The sequence below is a fragment of the Streptomyces sp. NPDC015661 genome, assembly GCF_043077765.1.
GTDB lineage: Bacteria > Actinomycetota > Actinomycetes > Streptomycetales > Streptomycetaceae > Streptomyces.
Genome location: NZ_JBIBST010000001.1, coordinates 272,160 through 290,556 on the forward strand (window position 1 = coordinate 272,160; position 18,397 = coordinate 290,556).

Sequence of the window (18,397 nt, forward strand, 5' to 3'; positions counted from 1 at the left end):
GCGGGGGATCAGCCGCCGTAGCCGCCGTCGTCGTGGCCACCGTCGGCGTTGATGCAGGTGTTGCCGAACGCCGGGTTCAGCAGCCCGATGACGTTGACGGTGTTGCCGCAGAGGTTGACCGGCACGTGGACCGGGACCTGGACGACGTTGCCGGAGGCGACACCGGGAGAGTGGGCGGCGACGGCCTCGGCGCCCGAGTCGGCGACGGCCAGGCCGGCTCCGCTGAGGGCAACGGCACCCGTGCCGGCGAGAACAGCGGCAGCCTTCGCGATGCGAGACATCAAGAACTCCTTGGACGTGGAAAGCGACCGCAGGAATCACGGCCGTCACTTCCGTTCAACGCTTGTCCCCGTTCCGGGTCACGGCCATTGCTCCGAACGGGAGGAAGGAAAACCGAAAGAATGGCCCGCGGCCCGAATGCCGTCCGCCGCCGGATACGACGGGACGTCTTCGGCCCGCGGGCCGCGGCCATGCGACAAGCCTTCTGTTGCAACGACCGACATCCCTTGGGGTGGCGGGGAAGAATCGTGTCTTCACCCGCCCGGTCAACAGTCGTACGAACGAACGGGACCGTTCGCCGAACGGGGCCGTTCGCGTCAGCCCGCGTCCTGCGCCAGACCCAGCTGGGGGTCGAGCGCTCCGCTGAGCACCGGGGTGAGGAGACCGACCTGGGGCTTCGCCAGGTCCGGAAGCCCGGCGAGCCCGTTGCCGCGGGGGGCCTCCAGCGGGTTGCCGACGACGGCGCCCGGGGTGGCCGCCTTCATCTCCGAGTGCGGGCTGCTGAGCAGGGCACGGCCGGGCTCGCTGCCCTTGAGGAGCTCGGGCAGGGGCGCGTCGACGACGGTCTCCGGCAGGGTGCCGGCGAGCGGGACGCTGGGCAGGGCGAGGTCCGGGAGCGCGCCGAGGCCCTTCTGGAAGCCGGTGGGCGCGCCGGGCATCGGGACGGGAACGCCGGTCGCCACCGTCGGCGCGTCCATCGGCAGGACCGGGTCGAGGCCCTGGAGCGGGACGATCACCGGGGCCTCGACGGCGGCGGCGGGGGAGGCCAGGGCGGCGGAGGCGAATGCGGTCATGAGGAGTCCCATGCCCGCGTGAGAACGCAGAGTCATACGAGGAGAACGAGCCCCTTGGCCGAAACGTCGCGGGCCTAACCCATGTGCACTAACGCGCAGGGCCCTCACCGGTGAAGGCGAGGGCCCTGGTTGACGCGGTGCTCGACGGCGGGATCAGTGCCGGCGGGCGATGCGTCCGCCGCGGAGGTAGACGACGGTGCCGCCGATGATCAGCGCGGCGCTGACCGCTGCGGCGCCCATGAGCATGGGCTCGCTACCGGTGTCGGGGAGGTGCGGCTTCCCGGGGTGGCTGGGGTGCCCGGGCGACGACGGGTGGTCCGTGGGCCCCTCGCACCCGTACCCCGAGTCCTCGTCACAGTCACCGGGGCCCGGGTGGGTGGGCGGGGTGGTGTGGGTGGGAGGAGTGGTGTGCGTGGGAGGCGTCGAGCTCGGCGGACTCGTGGGGCCCTCACATCCGTACCCGTAGCCCGAGTCCTCGTCGCAGTCACCGGGGCCCGGGTGGGTGGGGGGCTTGGTGTGCGTGGGAGGAGTGGTGTGGGTGGGGGGCGTGGTGTGAGTCGGCGGCGTCGTGTGCGTCGGCGGAGTGGTGTGGGTGGGAGGCGTGGTGTGCGTGGGAGGGGTGGTGTGCGTGGGAGGCATCGTGTGCGTCGGCGGAGTGGTGTGGGTGGGAGGGGTGGTGTGCGTGGGCGGCTTCGTGTGCGTGGGAGGGGTGGTGTGCGTGGGAGGCGTCGTGTGCGTGGGAGGCGTGGTGTGCGTCGGCGGCGTCGTGTGGGGCGGATGCGTGGGACCCGGCTCCTCGCCGTAGCCGCCGGGTTCCTCCGCTTGGGCGCAGAGGTCGCCGACGGCTTCCGCGACGAAGCCGCCGAGTTCCATGGTCTTGCCGCAGACGTCGGCGGGCAGGGGGGCCTGGACATGGCCGGCCGTGCCCGAGCCGGGGCCGTCGCCCGTACCGGCGTGGGCGTTCGCGGCCAGGGCGAAACCGCCGCTCAGCGACAGGATGCCGGTCGCTGCCGCCGCGGTGAGTACTTTCCTGCTGATGATGGACCGCATACCGCTCTTCCTCTGGACAAAGGGAGAGACCGGCGAGGATCCCCCCTCGCTCCGACCGGCCTGATCCACACCGAAGTTCACGAGGGATCGGCCAGAGGGTATGGGTCGGCGCCCGGCGTGCAGCCGGGGCCACACGGCAGCTGATCAGAAAATCATTCGATCAGCCGACCGTGAGGAACAGCGACACGAAGGGCCGCCGTAAGAGCCCCTGGGGACGGGATTGCTGAGCGTGCGTCAGCCGGCCAGGCCGCCGGGGACCGGGAGGCCGCCGAGCAGCGGGGCGCCCTTGGTGGCGGTGTTCAGCTGGTCCGCCGCCTTGGTCACGGTCTGAACCGGGGAGCCGTCCGTGGTGCTGCTCAGCATGTCGCTCTTCAGCCCGTTGGCGGCGATCGCTTCGAGGCCACCGTTCAGGCTGGTGGGGGTCAGCGCCTCCGACGCCATGGCGGGCGCGGCGGCACCCAGGGCCATCAGAGAACCGGCGACGACCGCGGCAACCTTGGTGGGCTTCATGGAGTGAATCCTTCCTCTGCACTTTCAAGTCACGTTCTGTACAGGGTTCTTGGCCGAATCCTGTACATCGTTCTGCTTCTGTAACGAGGAGTGAGCGCCCCGGAAACTCCGGGAGGAAGGATTTCTCGGTACTGCACCCGATCGATGCGGGCCGGTGTGATTTGCCGATCGCACACGCCTGTGCCGGTCCGGGGGGACACCGGACCGGCACAGGTCTGCGGGGTGCTACCGGACGGGCAGCGGGGGCTTGACCGGCAGTTCGGGCGCGGCGACCGGCGGGTCGACGGGCAGCTCGGGCGCGGCGACCGGGAGCGCCGGGAGCTTGGGCAGACCGGGCAGGTCCGGCGCGGGCAGCCCGCTGCCGAGCACGGTGGCGACGGCCAGGTTGACCAGCGAGGTCAGGGTCGAGGTGACCTGCGGTACGACGCCGCCGGCATCGCCGGAGGTGACCGCGGCGAGCAGGCCGGCGACGGCCTTCTCGACGCTCGCGAGGGCGTCGGACACGACGTCGGCCGGGGCGGCCTTGCCGGCCGCGGCGGCCGCGGCACCGGCCGCGACGGGCAGGGTGACGGGCGGCTTCACGGACAGGTCCGCCGCGGGCGGTTTCACCGGAAGGTCGGCGGCCGGCGGGGTGGCCGGCAGCTCGGCCGCCGGCGGCTTCACCGGAAGGTCGGCGGCCGGAGGTGTGACCGGGAGGTCCGCCGCCGGCGGGGTCACGGGCAGCTCGGCCGCGGGCGGGGTCACCGGGGTCTCCGGTGCCGGGGTGTCCGGGAGCGGGGCCGGGACCGTGGCCTTCGCCTGGTCGACGGCTTCGGTGATCTTGGTCTTGAGGGCCTCGGCGTCGGCGGCGGCCAGCTGGCCGGAGTCGGCCTTGAGCGCGGCCGTGACGAGTTCGGTCACGGGGGTGGTCACCGAGCCGAGCTCGCCGAGCGCTTCGGCCTGGGCGAGGAGCGCGGTGGCGTCGGGGAGGGGCGCGTGGGCGGCCCGGTCGGCCGCGGTGGACGGGTGGTGTTCGCCGGCGAAGGCGGGTCCCGCCATGCCGAGGGTGATGGCGGCGGATATCGCCAGGGCGGTGAGGCGGCGTGTAGCCAGGGGACGCATATGTGTTCCTTTTCCTTATGCGTCGGACAACTGCTCTCTCACCGTGCCTGCGGGTATAGCGCTCCGCAACCGCAGAACTACCGAGCGCCACGTCTCCGTTCGAGTGAATCCGCCCCCGCGACCTGCCCCCCGGAGGGGCGTACGCCGTTGCACCGAACGGCGCACGAGGGTGCGTCCGAACGAGGACCGAACCAGTGGCGGCAAGGAAAAGCCGGTGCGCCCACCCGTCGGGGTGGGCGCACCGGCTTCGGAAGGACCGATCAGGCGTGCGAGATCAGGCGTTGACGCAGGCGTTGCCGAAGGCCGGGTTCAGCGCGCCGATGACGCTGACGGTGTTGCCGCAGAGGTTGACCGGGATGTGGACCGGGACCTGGACGACGTTGCCGGAGAGGACACCGGGGGACTTCACGGCCGCGGCCTCGGCGCCGGCGTCGGCGGAGGCGGCACCGGCGGTACCGGCGACGGCGGCGGCGGCACCGACGGTCAGGACAACGGCCTTGGCGATACGGGACATGGAGAGGGGCTCCTCGATCGAATTCATCGGACTCGGACTGCGCGGACTGTTCGGCCCGGCTCCCTCAACAACGCCCCGGCTTTTCATCGGTTGCTCTCCCGAACGGGTGACGTTCAACCGATCTTTGGGCCATAAGAGGGCCGTTGGAGGGACTGGGCGTGGAATGGCGCAACACGCACAACGAGGAACCGGCCGCGCGGATACGGGAGTTAGCGTTTCCGGGCATCTAATGCTTACTATCGCCCCGCATCGGGGTTATAACGTTCCCGAACGTTGCTTCCGGGCCCGCCGCGCGTTCACCCATTTCGTGCGGACGACACCTTCTTCTCCCCCGGCCTACTCGGGTCTTCCCTCCCTTCTCTCATCAAAGCGGAGAACCTGTATGCGGAATTCAGCGCTTCTTGCTGTGCGTCGCAGCGTGTTGTGCGCCGTGTCGTGTGCGGCCCTGTCCGCCGCGCTGCCCGGGGCCTCCGCAGCCGCACCCCAGCCGCGGGAGGCGAGCCGCCTCCCCTTCGCCGCGCGCCACCAGGCCGTGCAGCACGGGGGGATCGTGCGCGCCGCCAACACCTCGGCGAAGGGCGCCAAGGGCACCGAGAGGGTCAACGACGGCGCCACCATCAGGTACGTCGACGTGGACAAGGACCCGAACACGTACAACTCCAGCCGTGCCGAGCTGGCGGTGCCGTCGGGTGCGCGGGTGACCTGGGCCCGTCTCTACTGGGGCGGGAACCTGCGGGTGGGTGAGCAGAAGCCGCCGAAGGACAACGGCCGCGTCCTCATCGCCGAGCCGGGCGGGCAGTACAAGGCGCTGCTCGCCGACTCCCTGATCGGCCACCGCACGGCCGACGGCGCCGACGCCTTCCAGGCCTCCGCCGACGTCACCGCCCTGGTCCGCCGCTCGCACCCGGGGCTGTGGACCGTCGCCCAGGTCAACGTGGCCATGGGCCGTTCCGCGGTGGGCGGCTGGGGCGGCTGGACGCTCGTCGCCGCGTACGAGAAGGCCTCGGAACCACTGCGCAGGATCAGCGTCTGGGACGGTTTCGAAACGGTCGGTCCGCGCGCCGGCGAGCTGCGCGTGCCCCTCGACGGAAACCGTTTTCCCAAGGGTGTCTCCGGGCGTCTCGGACTGATCGCGTATGACGGTGACCGCGGCACTTCCGGGGATTACCTGTCGGTGGAAACGAGCCGTTCGAAGAGCACCCGTCTCTCCGATTCCGCCAATTCCGCGGACGACGTGCTGAACTCCAGCATCACGGAATTCGGCGCCGGTCGTACCGTACGCCGACCCGATCGTACGAACACCCTCGGATACGACTCCGACGTGTTCGACCTGCGGGGGGCGCTGCGTGCGGGGGGCGACCGGGTCCATGTCCGGGTCGGCAGCCGGAAGGACACCGTCTGGCTCGGCGCGGTCTTCCTCCAGGCGGACGTCCGGCGCTGACGTGCTGTCACCACTTGATACGGACCCCGGGTCCGTCACCGTCCTGCACGCGGTCCAGCCCGGCGACGGCGGGGTCGCCCGTGTCGTCGTCGACCTGGTCCGCGCCCAGCGCGCCGCCGGCCTGCGGGTCGCGGTCGCCTGCCCGCCCGGCACCGGACTCTCGGCCGCCGTCCGCGCCGAGGGGGCCGAGACCCACGACTGGCGGGCCGGCCGCGACCCCGGTCCCGCCGTCCTCCGTGAGACCCGGGACCTGGCGCGGCTGATCCGCGCGGTCCGGCCCGGGCTCGTCCACGCGCACAGCGCCAAGGCCGGGCTGTGCGCCCGACTCGCCGTGCGGGGACGGATTCCGACGGTCTATCAGCCGCACGCCTGGTCCTTCGAGGCGGTCGAGGGAAGGACCGCCGCGCTCGCCCGGCGCTGGGAGCGGTTCGGCGCCCGGTGGACGGACCGGATCCTGTGCGTGAGCGAGGCCGAGCGCCGTACCGGCGAGAAGGCCGGGGTCACGGCGCACTGGTCCGTCGTCCACAACGGTGTGGACACGGCCCGGTTCGCGACCGACGGTCCGCCCGGCGACCCGGCGCCCACCGTGGTCTGCGTGGGCCGGCTCTGCCGTCAGAAGGGGCAGGACGTCCTGCTCGCCGCCTGGCCCGCCGTCCTCGCGGAGGTGCCCGCGGCCCGGCTCGTCCTGGTCGGCGACGGCCCGGACGAGGAGGCGCTGCGGGCCCTCGCGGGTCCGTCGGTGCGGTTCACCGGGGCCGTCGAGGACACCGTGCCCTGGTACCGGGCCGCCGACGTGGTCGTCCTGCCGTCCCGCTGGGAGGGCATGGCGCTCGCGCCCCTGGAGGCCATGGCCGCCGGTCGGCCGGTCGTCGTCAGCGACGTCGACGGGGCGCGCGAGAGCCTGCCGCCCGCCCATGAACCCCTGTGCCTGGTCCCGCCCGAGGACCCGGCCGCGCTCGCCGCCGCTCTGGGCCGCCTCCTCGGCAGGCCGGAACTGCGGCACCGCCTGGGCCGCGAGGCCCATGAGCACGTCCTCAGCAGATTCGATGTCCGGCGCACGGGCGCGGCCGTCGCGGACGTCTACCGCGAGCTGGCCGGAGTGCGGGGGGCCGAGCACAGAGAGCCGATTGCGCAGTGACCACGGAAAGTACCAGCGTTCCCTCCTCGCCGGGCCCCTGGCCCACGGCGGGCCAGGCCTTCGGCCTCGTCTCCCTCGCGCCGCGCCGCGGGGCGCCCGGCCGGCTCGCGCTGCCGCGCCACCGCCGGGTGCGGCAACGGTCGGGCGTGGCCTCGCTCGTGGCGGTCGACGCGCTGGCCGTCCTCGCCGCCGCCACGGCGCTGAGCGCGGCGCACCAGGACGTCCGGCTCCTGCTGCCGGTCCTGGCGGTCGTCCTCGTCCTCGACGGGCACGCGGGGCTCTACCGGCCCGCAGCGCACACCCGGGCCCTCGACGAACTGCCCGCGCTGGGCTCCCGCGCCGGGTTCGCCTGGTGTCTGGCGGCGGCCGCGGTCGCCGCGTACTCCCCCACCCTGGCGTTCGGGCCGCTGCGGCTCTGCGCCGCGTACGGCCTTCATGTCGCCCTGGTGTGTCTGGTCCGCGCGGCGCTGCTCGGGCGGCGGCGCCGGATCGCCCGGGAGCGGCCCCGGTCCGCGCTCGTCATCGGCGGGACGGGGGCCGCGCGCCGGTTCGCCGCGGCGGCCGCGCAGCACCCCGAGTACGGGGTGCGGCCGGTGGGGATCGTGGGCGTGCCGGAGCAGGGCGGTGCCCGGGGTGCCGGGGAGGCCGGGCTTCCGGTGCTCACCACGACCGAGGAGATCCACCGGGCCGTCATCCAGAACGCCGTGCGCGACGCGGTGTTCCTCGACGACGACCCGGGTCTGGTGACGCTCTTCCAGCAGTACGGCTGCGCCACCTGGCGGGTCGGCGGCCGGCAGCAGGACGGGCCGATGGGCGCGCACATGTGGGGGTACGCCTGGCAGCGGGTCGTCCCGCTGGGCGAGCGGCGCGGGCGGGCCGCGAAGCGGGCTCTCGACATCGCGCTCGCCGGGCCCGCGCTCGCCGTCGCGCTGCCGGTGCTGCTGCTGTGCGCGCTCGCGGTGCGGCTCTCGGACGGTCCCGGGGTGCTCTTCCGGCAGGAGCGGGTGGGCCAGCACGGGCGGCTCTTCACGCTGCTCAAGTTCCGTACGCTGCGCCCCTCCGACGACACCGAGGCGGCGACCCGCTGGAACGTGGCGGGCGACCGGCGGATGAGCGCGGCCGGCAGCTTCCTGCGGAAGTCCTCGCTGGACGAGCTTCCGCAGCTGTGGAACGTGCTGCGCGGGGACATGAGCCTGGTCGGGCCCCGGCCCGAACGGCCGTACTTCGTCGCCCAGTTCAGCAAGATCCACGCGGGGTACGCGGCCCGGCACCGGATGCCGGTGGGGCTGACGGGTCTGGCGCAGGTGCACGGGCTGCGCGGGGACACCTCGATCGAGGACCGCTGCCGCTTCGACAACCACTACATCGACCACTGGTCGCTCTGGCAGGACGTCTGCATCCTGCTGCGCACGGCGGCCGGGCTCGTCCGACCCACGGGGAGCTGAGGATGGCCACGGCCGTGACGGTGACGGCGACCGGCCCGGACGTACGGGACTGGTTGCGCAGGGCCGGGGCGCTGTCCCCGGTCCTCGCCGTGATCGCGCTGCTGCTCGTCCCGGGCGGCGGCGGCTCGCAGGGCGGCACCGGGGGCACGGGAACGGTCGCGGACGCGGCCTCCGGGCTCCTGGTCCTGATCTGTCTGGTGCGGGTGCTGCGCGGCGGGACCCGGCCGCTGACCCGGGCGGCGGCCGTCGTCCTCGGTCTGCCGGTGTTCGGGATCTGTCTGGCCGCGATCACCTCGCACGACCCGGCGGCGAGCCTGCCGGGCGTGGCCCGTTACGTACAGGTCTTCGTGCTGGTGCCGGCGGCCGTGCTCCTGATGATCCGCGACCGGCGGGACTTCGCCGTGATCGCCTGGGGCCTGGTCGCGTTCGCGCTGCTCCAGGGCGCGGTCGGCGTCGCCCAGTACCTGACCGGCACGGGCGCCTCGTACCAGGGCGAGGACATCCGGGCCGTCGGCACCTTCGGCGCCACCGACGTGATGGGCATGGCGACGGTCGTGGCGTACGGGCTCGTCGTCGCCGTCGGGATCGCGCTCGGCAGCGGTCCCGGGCGCGTCCGCACGGCCGCGACGGTCTGCGCGGGGCTGCTCTTCCTGCCGCTGGTGCTGTCGTTCAGCCGGGGCGCGTGGATCGCGACCGTGCTCACCTGCGCGATCCAGCTGCTGCTCGCGGGGGTGCGGCGGGCGGCCCGGCTGGCGCTCGTGGCGGCCGCGCTCGGGGTGGTCCTCGTCGGCGGCCTCGGGATCGGTTCGGAGATGGTGAAGGAGCGGGTCGCCAGCATCACGCAGGTGACGGCCGCGCCGGACCAGTCGGTGACGGACCGGTACACGATGTGGGCGGCGGCCGGGCGGATGTGGCGCGCGGAGCCGGTCACGGGCGTCGGCCTCAAGGGCTTCCCCCAGTACCGCGACTCGAACGCCTCGCTCGCCCTCTCCTCCGGCAGCGACACCGCCGGCGCCGGGGCGGCCTTCGCGCGCCAGCCGCTGCTGTCCCCGCACAACATGTACCTCCTCGTGCTGAGCGAGCAGGGCCTGGTGGGGCTGCTCGCCCTGGCGGGCAGCTGGGTGGCGCTGCTCGTCGGCGCGCTGCGGCGGCAGCGGCTCGGCGCGGACTGCGCGCTCGTCGCGACGGGCCTGCTCGCCTGGCAGCTCGTCGACTTCTTCTACGCGGACATCGGCGGCCCCTCGACGGTCCTGATGTCCGTCGTGTTCGGTCTGGCGGCCTGGTGGTCGCTGGCGGAGGTGAGGCGTGCGTGACCCGTGGGCCGGGGAACCGGAGCCCACGGACGCGCCGTGGGCCGACGGGCCGCCCCCTTCGCCCCGGCCGCCGTGCGGCACGCCGCTGACCGACCCCTGGCCCACCGCGCCTCCGGGCCCCACGGACTCCCCGTGGGCCCCGGGGGCCGTCGTGCTGCCGGGAGACGGTTCGGCGACGGGTGCGGGGGCCGGGGCCGTACGCGCCGCCCGGGCCGCCGGGGCCGGGGCGGGAGCGCCCGCCCGGGCCGCCGCCGGGGCCGGGCTGATCGCCGGGGCCCGGTGCGTGCCGCGTCGCCCCGCCGGCGCTCCGACCGCCGCGCCGCCCGCGCCGGCGTCCGCTCCGGCCTCCGGGCGCCGGGCCCACGCGCGTGCCGCCGCCCCCGGTGGCGGCGGGTTCCTCGCGAAGGCGGCGGCCGTGACCGCCGGGCTCACCGCGGCCGGGGCGGTCCTCGGGCTCGTGCGGGACCAGATCATGGCCGGGTACTTCGGGGCCGGGGCCGGGACCGACGCGTTCCTGGTGGCGTGGACGGTGCCCGAGTTCGCCTCGACGCTGCTCATCGAGGACGCGATGGCGCTGATCCTGGTGCCCGCCTTCTCCCGTGCCCTGGCCCGCCGTTCGGCCGGCCTGTCCGACGACCCGGTGCGCGCCCTGGTGCGCGGGACGCTCCCCCGGATCGTCCTCTCCCTCGGCGTCGCCGCCGTCGTCCTCATCGTCGCGGCGCCGCTCCTTGTGGCCGCGCTCGCCCCGGGGCTTCCCGACCCGGCGCTCGCCGTCGACTGCACCCGGCTCACCGGGACCTGCGTGCTGTCCTTCGCCCTGGTGGGGTACTGCTCGGCGGCGCTCCGGGCGCACGGACGGTTCCTGCCGCCGGCGGCGATCTACGTCGCGTACAACACGGGGATCATCGGCACGATCCTGGTGCTGCGCGAGCCGTGGGGCGTGCGGTCCGCCGCCGCCGGGGTCGCCGTCGGCGGCGTCCTGATGGTCCTCGTACAGGCACCGACGCTGCTGCGGGAGCTCCGTTCACCCCGGCGCAGGGAGCCGTCGGCGCCCGCGCCCGCCACCACCGGCGAGGGGCGCATCCTGGTCCTCGGACTCATCGCGCCGGTCGTCGCGTTCTCGCTGTGCCGCCAGTCCCAGACGCTGATCGAACGGTTCCTCGCCTCGCCGCTCCCCGCCGGCGCCATCTCGCATCTGAACTACGCGCAGAAGGTCGCGCAGATGCCGATGATCCTCTCCCTGATGCTGTGCACGGTCAGCTTCCCGGTCGTCGCCCGCGCGCTCGCGGCGGGCGATCCCGAGGGGGCCCGACGCCGGGTCGAGCGGGATCTGCTGCTCGCCGCCGTCGTCGTGCTCGTCGGCTCCTCGACGGTGATCGCCACCGCCCCCCGCATCGTCGAACTGCTCTTCGAGCGGGGTGAGTTCACCGGCGCCGACACCACCGCGACCGCCGCCGTCATGCGGGTGTACGCGCTCGGCCTGCTCGGCCAGACGATGGTCGGCGCGCTCGTCCGCTGCTACTTCTCCGCCGCCCGCCCGCTCTGGTACCCGGCCGCCGCCATGGCCGCGGGGCTCGTCACGACCGCCGCCGCCGGAGTCCCCGGCGCCCACTACTGGGGCGCCGTCGGCATCGCCGCCGCCAACGCCCTCGGCATCACCCTCAGCGCCGTCCTGCTGCTGCGGGGCGCGCACCGCCAGGCCGTCCCGATCCACGTCGGCCGGCTCGGCGAGGGGCTGCTCCGGCTCGCCACCGCGAGCGCCTGGGCCACCGGCGCCGGCTGGCTCTGCCAGCTGGCGATCGGCTCCGCCCTCCTCGCCGTCGCCGTCGCGGGACTGGTCGTCGTCGGCGTCTTCCTGCTCTTCATCGCCTGCGCCGCCAAAGCGCCCGAGATCCCGCCCCTGCCCCGCTCCGCCTTCCGGAGGACCCCCCATGCCCGCCGCCACCGCGCTGCGCCGTCCCCTGCCGAAGCCGTCCCTGTGGAAGCCGCCCCTGTGGGTGGCGATGTACCACTCGATCACGGACACCGCTGACGATCCGTACCGGGTGACCGTCTCCCCCGTGCGCTTCGCCCGGCAGCTGCACTGGCTCGGCGACCGGGGGCTGCGCGGGGTGTCGGTGCGGGAGCTGCTCGCCGCCACCGCCGAGGGCCGCGCCAAGGGGCTCGTGGGCCTGACCTTCGACGACGGGTACGCGGACTTCCTCGACTCGGCGCTGCCGCTGCTGCGGCGGCACGGCTTCACGGCGACGGTGTACGTCCTGCCGGGCCGCCTCGGCGGCGAGAACGGCTGGGACACCGACGGGCCGCGCAAGCCGCTGCTCGACGAGCACGGCATCCGGCGGATCGCCGAGGCCGGCATGGAGATCGGCTCGCACGGCCTGCGGCACGTCCCGCTCACCGAGGCCGACGACGCGACGCTCGCCGCCGAGACCCGGCAGAGCCGTGAGCTCCTGGAGGAGATGACCGGCCGTCCGGTGGACGGCTTCTGCTACCCGTACGGGCAGGTCGACCCGCGCGCGATGCACGCCGTGCGCAAGGCCGGCTACCGCTACGCCTGTGCGATCGACCCGGGCCCGCACACCGGCACGTACGCCCTGCCCCGCGTCCACATCGGCGAGAACGACACCCCGTGGCGGCTCACCGCCAAGCGCGTCCTGCACCCGCTGCGCCGCCGCCGGCCCGCCGACCTGTTCCCCGCCCCGCACGGCCCGGCCGCGGTCGGTGCGCCGTGAAGGTCCTGCACGTCATCACCGGCCTCGGCATCGGCGGCGCCGAACAGCAGCTGCGGCTCCTGCTCCGCCACCTGCCGACGCGCAGCGAGGTGGTCACGCTCACCAACCCGGGCGCGGTCGCCGCCGGCATCCAGGCCGACGGCACGCCCGTCACCCATCTCGGGATGACCGGGAACCGGGACCTGGGAGCACTGCCGCGGCTCGCCCGGATCGTCCGGCAGGGCCGCTACGACCTCGTCCACACGCACCTCTACCGGGCGTGCGTGTACGGCAGGACGGCGGCCCGGCTCGCCGGGGTCCGCCGGGTCATCGCCACCGAGCACTCCCTCGGCGAGACGCAGATCGAGGGCCGGCCGCTCTCCGCGGGCACCCGCGCCCTCTATCTGGCCTCCGAGCGGCTCGGCACGTCCACGGTCGCCGTCTCGCCCAGCGTCGCCCGCCGGCTCGCCGACTGGGGGGTGCCCCCGGACCGCATCCGGGTGGTGCCGAACGGCATCGAGACCGGCCGGTTCGCCTTCGACGCGCGCGCCCGGCGCCTCACCCGGGGCGCCCTCGGCATCCCCGAGGACGCGTACGTCGTCGGCGGAGTCGGGCGGCTCACGCCCGGGAAGCGGTTCGACCGGCTCGTCCGGGCGGTGGCCTCGGTGCCGGAGGCCCGGCTGCTCCTCGTCGGCGAGGGCGAGCACCGGGAGGAGCTGCTGCGGATCGCCCGCGAGTGCGGGGCCGCCGGCCGGATCCTCCTCGCCGGGGCCTGCGAGGATCCGCCGGCCGTCGCCCCGCTCGGGCCGACGCTGCCCGAACTCCTCGCCGCCATGGACGTGTTCGTGTCCACCTCCCCCGACGAGACCTTCGGGCTCGCGGTCGTCGAGGCGCTCGCCGCGGGCCTTCCCGTGCTGTACGTGGCCTGCCCGGCGATCGACGACCTGCCCCCGGACGCGGCACCGGGCGCGCGCCGGATCGGCGAGTCCGTACCCGAGCTGATCTCGGCGCTGCGCGGCATCCGGGACGCCCGGCTCGCCCGGCTCCCGCTGCCGGAGGCCGCCCGCCGCTACGACATCGCGCACAGCGCACGGCAGTTGATGTCCCTCTACGACCAGGCCGTCCACGGCACCCCCTCCCCCGCGAAGTGAGAGAGCCCCACCATGAACACCACCCCACCCCGCGCCTTCCTCCCCGCCGGTCTGCGCTCCCCCGGCCGCTGGGCGGTCCTCCCGGCGGCCGTCCTCGCCGGCGCGGTCCTCGGCGGCGGCTACGGGGCCCTGAAGACCCCGGAGTACGCGGCGACCAGCTACGTCATCGTCGTACCGGCCGAGAAGTCCGACCCGGCGGCGGTGCTCGGCTTCGCGCAGGCGTACGGGCGGGTCGCCACCGACATCGCGGTGACCGGCGACGCCCAGGTGTGGGCCGGGGTCACCGCCGACACCCTGCGGAAGAACGTGCAGGCCGCGACCTCCCCGGACGCGCCGATGATCTCGATCACCGCGCGGTCGGCGAAGCCCGCCCAGGCGGTCTCGATGGCCGACGGGGTGGCCCGCGCGCTCGTCCTGAACAGCACGCACGTCGCCGGCAACACCGGGGTGAAGGTCGTCCAGTTCTCCCGCGCCACCAAGCCCGTCACCCCCGTCTCCCCCTCCGCGCCGCTCTCCGCGCTCGTCGGCGGCTGCGCGGGCGGCCTCCTCGGCGGCCTGGTCCTCCTGGTCCGCCCGAAGCGCGCGGCCACCCGCGACGGGGCCCGGCACTCCCGGCAGTCCACCGCCCCTGCCGCGCCCGCCGCCTCCGCAGCGGTGCCCGCCCCGGCGGTCGCCACCCACCCGGCGGAGGCGGTATGAGCCCGAGAACCCCCGTCGCCGAGAGAGCCCTGCGGACCGAGATCTGCCGTGACGAGACGGAGTTCGGGCGGCTTTCGGCCGAGTGGACGGCGCTGTACGGGCGCTGCTCCTCCGCCACCCCCTTCCAGTCCCACTCCTGGCTGCACTCCTGGTGGCTCTCGTACGGCAGGCCCGGTGCGCTGCGGGTGGTGCTCGTACGGCGCGAGGACGGCGCACTCGTCGCCGCCGCGCCCCTGATGCGGGCCCGCGGGCCGCTGCCCGTCCTCACCCAGCTCGGCGGCACCATCACCGACTTCACGGACGTCCTCCTCGACGACGACTGCCCGGAGGCGGCGCCCGCCCTCGCCGGGGCCCTCGCCCGGGCCGCCCGGGGCGCGGTCCTCGACCTGCGGGAGGTCCGGCCGGGCGCCGCCAGCGAACGGGTCTTCGCCCACTGGCGCGGCCCGCGCCGCCGGCTGCCCGACTCGCTCTGCCTGGAGCTGCCCGCCGTCCCCATGGAGGGGCTCCTCGAACGGATCCCGTCCGGGAAGGCCCAGCGGGTCCGTGCCAAGCTCCGGAAGCTCGACGCGCTCGGCATCGACGCGCACGTGGTGTCCGGCGAGGAGGTACCGGCCGCCCTCGACCGGCTCCTGAAGCTCCATCAACTCCAGTGGCAGGGCCGGGGCGTGACCGCCGAGCACACCAGCGAGCGGTTCGCCCAGCACCTCACCCGGGCCGTACGGCCCATGGTCGAGCGGGGCGACGCGATGGTCACCGAGTTCCGGCTCGCCGGGGACGTGGTCGCCGCCGACCTGACCCTGATGTCCCCCCGGCTCGCGGGCGGCTATCTGTACGGCGCCGACCCGGCGCTGCGCGCCCGCAAGGTCGACGTGGCGACGATGCTCCTGCGCCACGGGGCGCGCGAGACCAGCGCGGGCGGGCGGGCCACGCTGAGCATGCTGCGGGGCAGCGAGTCGTACAAGCAGCACTGGCGGCCCGAGCCCGTCCGCAACCGCCGGCTGCTCCTCACCGGGCGCGGTACCGCCCCGCTCCTCTGGCTGCGCGCGGGCGCGGCCGACGCCCGGCGCTGGGTGGCCCGGCAGGCGCGGGAACGGGCCTGGGTGGGGCGGCTGCTCGGTCGGGGCGGTGGCGGATGAGCTCCGCCACCGCCGCCGTGAGGGCCGTCAGAAGGGCCAGACCTCCTTCAGGCTGTCCTTCCAGCCGAGGTCGGCGTCGCCCTTCCAGTTGCCCTCCGGGACACAGACGGACCCGCCGAGCCAGTGCTCCACCCACGAACCGAGGTCGAGGGTCCAACACTGCGGCTTGGGCTCGGGCTTCGGCTCGGGCTTCGGCTCAGGCTTCGGCTCAGGCTTGGGTTCCGGCTTGGGCTCGGGCTTGGGCTCAGGCTTCGGCTCAGGCTTCGGTTCCGGCTTGGGCTCGGGCTTGGGCTCAGGCTTGGGTTCCGGCTTGGGCTCAGGCTTCGGTTCCGGCTTCGGCTCAGGCTTGGGCTCAGGCTTGGGTTCCGGCTTGGGCTCGGGCTTCGGTTCCGGCTTCGGCTCAGGCTTGGGCTCAGGCTTGGGCTCAGGCTTCGGCTCAGGCTTGGGCTCAGGCTTCGGTTCCGGCTTGGGCTCAGGCTTGGGCTCGGGCTTGGGCTCGGGCTTCGGTTCCGGCTTCGGCTCAGGCTTCGGCTCAGGCTTCGGCTCAGGGATCGTCGGGTCTGTCGGGTCCGTCGGATCGGTCGGGTCCGTCGGATCGGTCGGATCGGTCGGGTCCGTCGGGAGTTCCGGTTCCGTGCCGTACAGCGCCTGCCGGAACACCAGCGACGACTGCGGATTGTCGTCGCACTGCCAGACGCCGTGCGGACAGTAGTCGGTGATGGTGTGGTACAGCGGCTTGTGCTGCTTCATCCAGTCCAGCATGCGCCGCATGTATTCCGGGTTGTCGCCGTTCCGGAAGAGCCCCCATTCGGGATAGGAGATCTGCTTTCCGTGCTCGGCGGCGAAATCGACCTGCTTCTGGAGCCCGTACGGTTCGCTGACGTGCCGGTCGAAACTGCTCCCCGACGGCTGGTCGTACGAATCCATCCCGATGATGTCGACGACGTCGTCGCCCGGGTAGCACTCGGTCCACGGAATCGCGTCGAGTCCGCGGCTCGGGTTGAAGTCGAAACGGAACTTCTGGCCCGGGACGGAACGCATCGCGGTGACGATCCGGTTCCAGTACTTCTTCCACGCGGCGGGATCGGGGGCGCACCGGTGCGTGTAGGTGGTGCCGTTCATCTCCCAGCCGAGGACGATGACGGTGTCGAGGGCCCCCTGCTCGACGAGCCGTTCGGCGAGGGTCGTGAAGTGGTGGTCGAAGTAGCCGGCGGCGCCGAGCTGCAGCTGCCGCCGGACCTCGCGGTCGGAGACGCGGGCCTCGTTGCGCTCCAGCATGGGCACGTTGAGGACGAGCATGCGGTCGGTGCGCTCGTTGCGCCAGTCGGCCCAGGCGTCGAGGAAGCCGCGGGGTCCCTCGATGTTCTTCCAGAGGTCGCCGGGCAGGTAGGTGTGACCGACACGGAGTTCGTGGCCGCCGAGCCATCGTTCGAGCTGCCCGATGCGGGCGACACCGCGATCGCCCGAGTCGAGGAAGGCCCCCATGGCGGTGGCGAGGGTGGGTGCGGGGTCCTTCGTCGTCACGGATTCGGTGGCGTGGGCGGGGGACGAGAGGGCGACCGAGCCCGTGGCGAGGAGACCGGCGGTGAACACCCCCAACCATCTTCTCGATGTTCTCCGGTATCCAGCTGCCATGGCCACTCCTTCACGGCTACGCCATTTGATGGTCCGTCAATCCGATACTCAGAAAGTATTCCTAATGAGCCGACCGTGAACTCCGCTTCCATCTGATACGTAGTCCATTAGAGGATTTCATCGCCCAGTTGGGGCACCGAGATGAAGGGCATGCCGTGCCGCGCCAGCGTTTCGACACCAGCGTCCCCACCGTCCTTGTGCGGCTCGACCGGAACCCCTTCCATCACGGCACGCTCGGCGCCGCCCGTTCGCTGGGGCGGGCGGGAATTCCGGTCCACGCCGTCATCGAATCGAGCACCAGTCCGGTAGCCCGCTCCCGCTTTCTCCGCTCGGCCCGCGAGCGCCCGGGGACGGACTCCTCCGCCGCGCTCACCGCCCTCCTGAACCGCATCGCCGAGGAGATCACCGACGACCCGTCGCATCCCCTGCTCGCGGTGCCGCTGGACGAGGTGAGTGCCCTCGCGCTCGCCCGCCGCCGCCCCGGACTCGTCCCCCGCTTCCTGCTGCCCGAGCAGACCGAGGGCCAGCTGCTGCGGGTCGCCGACAAGGCGGCGCTCGCCGAGACCTGCGCGGACCTGGGCCTGCCCCACCCCCGTACCGAACTCCCCGAGGGCGCCGACGAGGCCGCCGCCATGGCGTGGTCGCTCGGGCTTCCGGTGGTCGCCAAGTGGAGCCGGCCCTGGCTGCTCCCGGCCGGCCGCGGGCTGCGGAGCACCACGATCGTGCGCTCCCTGGCCGAGGTGCGGGAGCTGTACGCCCGGACCACGGAGGCCGGCAGCCGGCTGCTGCTCCAGGAGCTGCTCCCGGCGGGCCGGGACCTCGACTGGTTCTTCCACGGGTACGTGGACTCCGCGGGCCGCTGTCCGACCGGGGCCACCGGGCGCAAGGAGCGCTCCTGGCCGGACGGGGCCGGACTGACCGCCTCCGGCCGCTGGACGGCGAACCCGGTCGTCGACCGGACGGCCCGCGAGCTGCTCGACGCGCTGGGCTACCGGGGCGTGTGCGACCTGGACTTCCGGCTGAACCGGGCGACCGGCGCCTACCACCTGCTGGACTTCAACCCCCGGCCCGGCGCCCAGTTCCGGCTCTTCACCGACCCGGACGGCCTGGACGTGGTCCGGGCGCTGCACCTAGACCTCACCGGCCGCCCCGTACCGCCGCACTCCCCCGCGTACGGCCGCCGGTTCCTGGTCGAGAACTACGCGGCGCTGTCGCTGCTCGCCTCCCCGCGCCGCCGGTACGCGCCCGAGCCCGGCGGCGCGCGGGGGCGGACCGAGTGCGCCTGGTTCGCGGCCGACGATCCCCTGCCCGCGCTCGCCATGGGCGGCGCGTGGCTCGCCCATCTGCTGCGCAAGGCACGGGCGGCGCTGCGCCGTGCGCTCGTGGCCCGCCGGGCGGGCCCGGCTGTCGGACCCGCGGCGCCCCCGGCCCGTACCCCCACCGATCAGCTCACCCCACGATGAACGCGGAAGGCGCGATG

16 protein-coding genes and 1 pseudogene are annotated in these 18,397 nt (G+C 73.9%); 10 read left to right on the forward strand and 7 right to left on the reverse strand.

The features are described from left to right. Positions 1-8: 8 nt before the first annotated feature. From ACF07V_RS01270 to ACF07V_RS01295, 6 genes are all read right to left on the reverse strand, one after another. Positions 9-281, reverse strand: a complete 273-nt coding sequence (locus tag ACF07V_RS01270; RefSeq protein ID WP_369146192.1) for a chaplin — start codon at positions 279-281, stop codon at positions 9-11. A 315-nt stretch (positions 282-596) separates the two neighbouring features. Further along, positions 597-1,073 (reverse strand): hypothetical protein, encoded by a 477-nt coding sequence (locus ACF07V_RS01275; RefSeq protein WP_392150827.1) that lies wholly within the window; start codon positions 1,071-1,073, stop codon positions 597-599. Between the two features lie 153 nt (positions 1,074-1,226). Next, the gene (locus ACF07V_RS01280) at positions 1,227-2,123 is read right to left on the reverse strand and encodes a hypothetical protein (RefSeq protein WP_392150828.1); all 897 of its coding nucleotides are present in this window, start codon (positions 2,121-2,123) and stop codon (positions 1,227-1,229) included. A gap of 234 nt (positions 2,124-2,357) precedes the next feature. Further along, positions 2,358-2,633 (reverse strand): hypothetical protein, encoded by a 276-nt coding sequence (locus ACF07V_RS01285; protein ID WP_392150829.1) that lies wholly within the window; start codon positions 2,631-2,633, stop codon positions 2,358-2,360. 225 nt (positions 2,634-2,858) lie between these two features. Continuing rightward, positions 2,859-3,734, reverse strand: coding sequence for a hypothetical protein (locus ACF07V_RS01290; RefSeq protein WP_392150830.1), 876 nt, complete (start codon positions 3,732-3,734; stop codon positions 2,859-2,861). Between the two features lie 274 nt (positions 3,735-4,008). Continuing rightward, positions 4,009-4,248: a chaplin gene (locus ACF07V_RS01295; RefSeq protein ID WP_392150831.1), complete on the reverse strand. Its 240-nt coding sequence runs from the start codon at positions 4,246-4,248 to the stop codon at positions 4,009-4,011. 382 nt (positions 4,249-4,630) lie between these two features. Here ACF07V_RS01295 and ACF07V_RS01300 point away from each other — a divergent pair, with 382 nt between their 5' ends. The 9 genes from ACF07V_RS01300 (at position 4,631) to ACF07V_RS01340 (ending at position 15,282) form a co-directional block, all read left to right on the forward strand. Then, a complete protein-coding gene (locus tag ACF07V_RS01300) occupies positions 4,631-5,689 on the forward strand; it encodes a DUF3344 domain-containing protein (RefSeq protein WP_392150832.1) in 1,059 nt (352 codons plus the stop codon). Position 5,690: 1 nt separating this feature from the next. Continuing rightward, positions 5,691-6,827, forward strand: coding sequence for a glycosyltransferase (locus ACF07V_RS01305; RefSeq protein WP_392150833.1), 1,137 nt, complete (start codon positions 5,691-5,693; stop codon positions 6,825-6,827). After that, positions 6,824-8,272 carry a sugar transferase gene (locus tag ACF07V_RS01310; RefSeq protein ID WP_392150834.1) on the forward strand — a complete coding sequence of 483 codons (1,449 nt, stop codon included), beginning with the start codon at positions 6,824-6,826 and terminating at the stop codon, positions 8,270-8,272. Before ACF07V_RS01305 ends, ACF07V_RS01310 begins: the two co-directional genes overlap by 4 nt. Before the next feature lie 2 nt (positions 8,273-8,274). Beyond that, positions 8,275-9,585, forward strand: a complete 1,311-nt coding sequence (locus ACF07V_RS01315) for an O-antigen ligase family protein (protein ID WP_392150835.1) — start codon at positions 8,275-8,277, stop codon at positions 9,583-9,585. 283 nt (positions 9,586-9,868) lie between these two features. Then, a complete protein-coding gene (gene murJ / locus ACF07V_RS01320; RefSeq protein ID WP_392151353.1) occupies positions 9,869-11,617 on the forward strand; it encodes a murein biosynthesis integral membrane protein MurJ in 1,749 nt (582 codons plus the stop codon). Further along, positions 11,517-12,317, forward strand: coding sequence for a polysaccharide deacetylase family protein (locus tag ACF07V_RS01325; protein WP_392150836.1), 801 nt, complete (start codon positions 11,517-11,519; stop codon positions 12,315-12,317). The genes murJ and ACF07V_RS01325 overlap by 101 nt, the downstream gene beginning before the upstream one ends. Further along, positions 12,314-13,447 (forward strand): glycosyltransferase, encoded by a 1,134-nt coding sequence (locus tag ACF07V_RS01330; RefSeq protein WP_392150837.1) that lies wholly within the window; start codon positions 12,314-12,316, stop codon positions 13,445-13,447. Before ACF07V_RS01325 ends, ACF07V_RS01330 begins: the two co-directional genes overlap by 4 nt. Before the next feature lie 12 nt (positions 13,448-13,459). Beyond that, positions 13,460-14,146, forward strand: coding sequence for a lipopolysaccharide biosynthesis protein (locus tag ACF07V_RS01335; protein WP_392150838.1), 687 nt, complete (start codon positions 13,460-13,462; stop codon positions 14,144-14,146). Beyond that, positions 14,143-15,282, forward strand: coding sequence for a GNAT family N-acetyltransferase (locus tag ACF07V_RS01340; RefSeq protein WP_392150839.1), 1,140 nt, complete (start codon positions 14,143-14,145; stop codon positions 15,280-15,282). Before ACF07V_RS01335 ends, ACF07V_RS01340 begins: the two co-directional genes overlap by 4 nt. Positions 15,283-15,762: 480 nt before the next feature. On the opposite strand, the pseudogene ACF07V_RS01345 reads toward ACF07V_RS01340, so the two are convergent. Continuing rightward, a pseudogene (locus ACF07V_RS01345) lies at positions 15,763-16,917 on the reverse strand (glycoside hydrolase family 26 protein); the annotation flags it as partial. Between the two features lie 155 nt (positions 16,918-17,072). Between ACF07V_RS01345 and ACF07V_RS01350 the strand changes: the two are divergent. Continuing rightward, positions 17,073-18,380 (forward strand): ATP-grasp domain-containing protein, encoded by a 1,308-nt coding sequence (locus ACF07V_RS01350; protein ID WP_392150840.1) that lies wholly within the window; start codon positions 17,073-17,075, stop codon positions 18,378-18,380. The last annotated feature ends 17 nt before the right edge of the window (positions 18,381-18,397 follow it).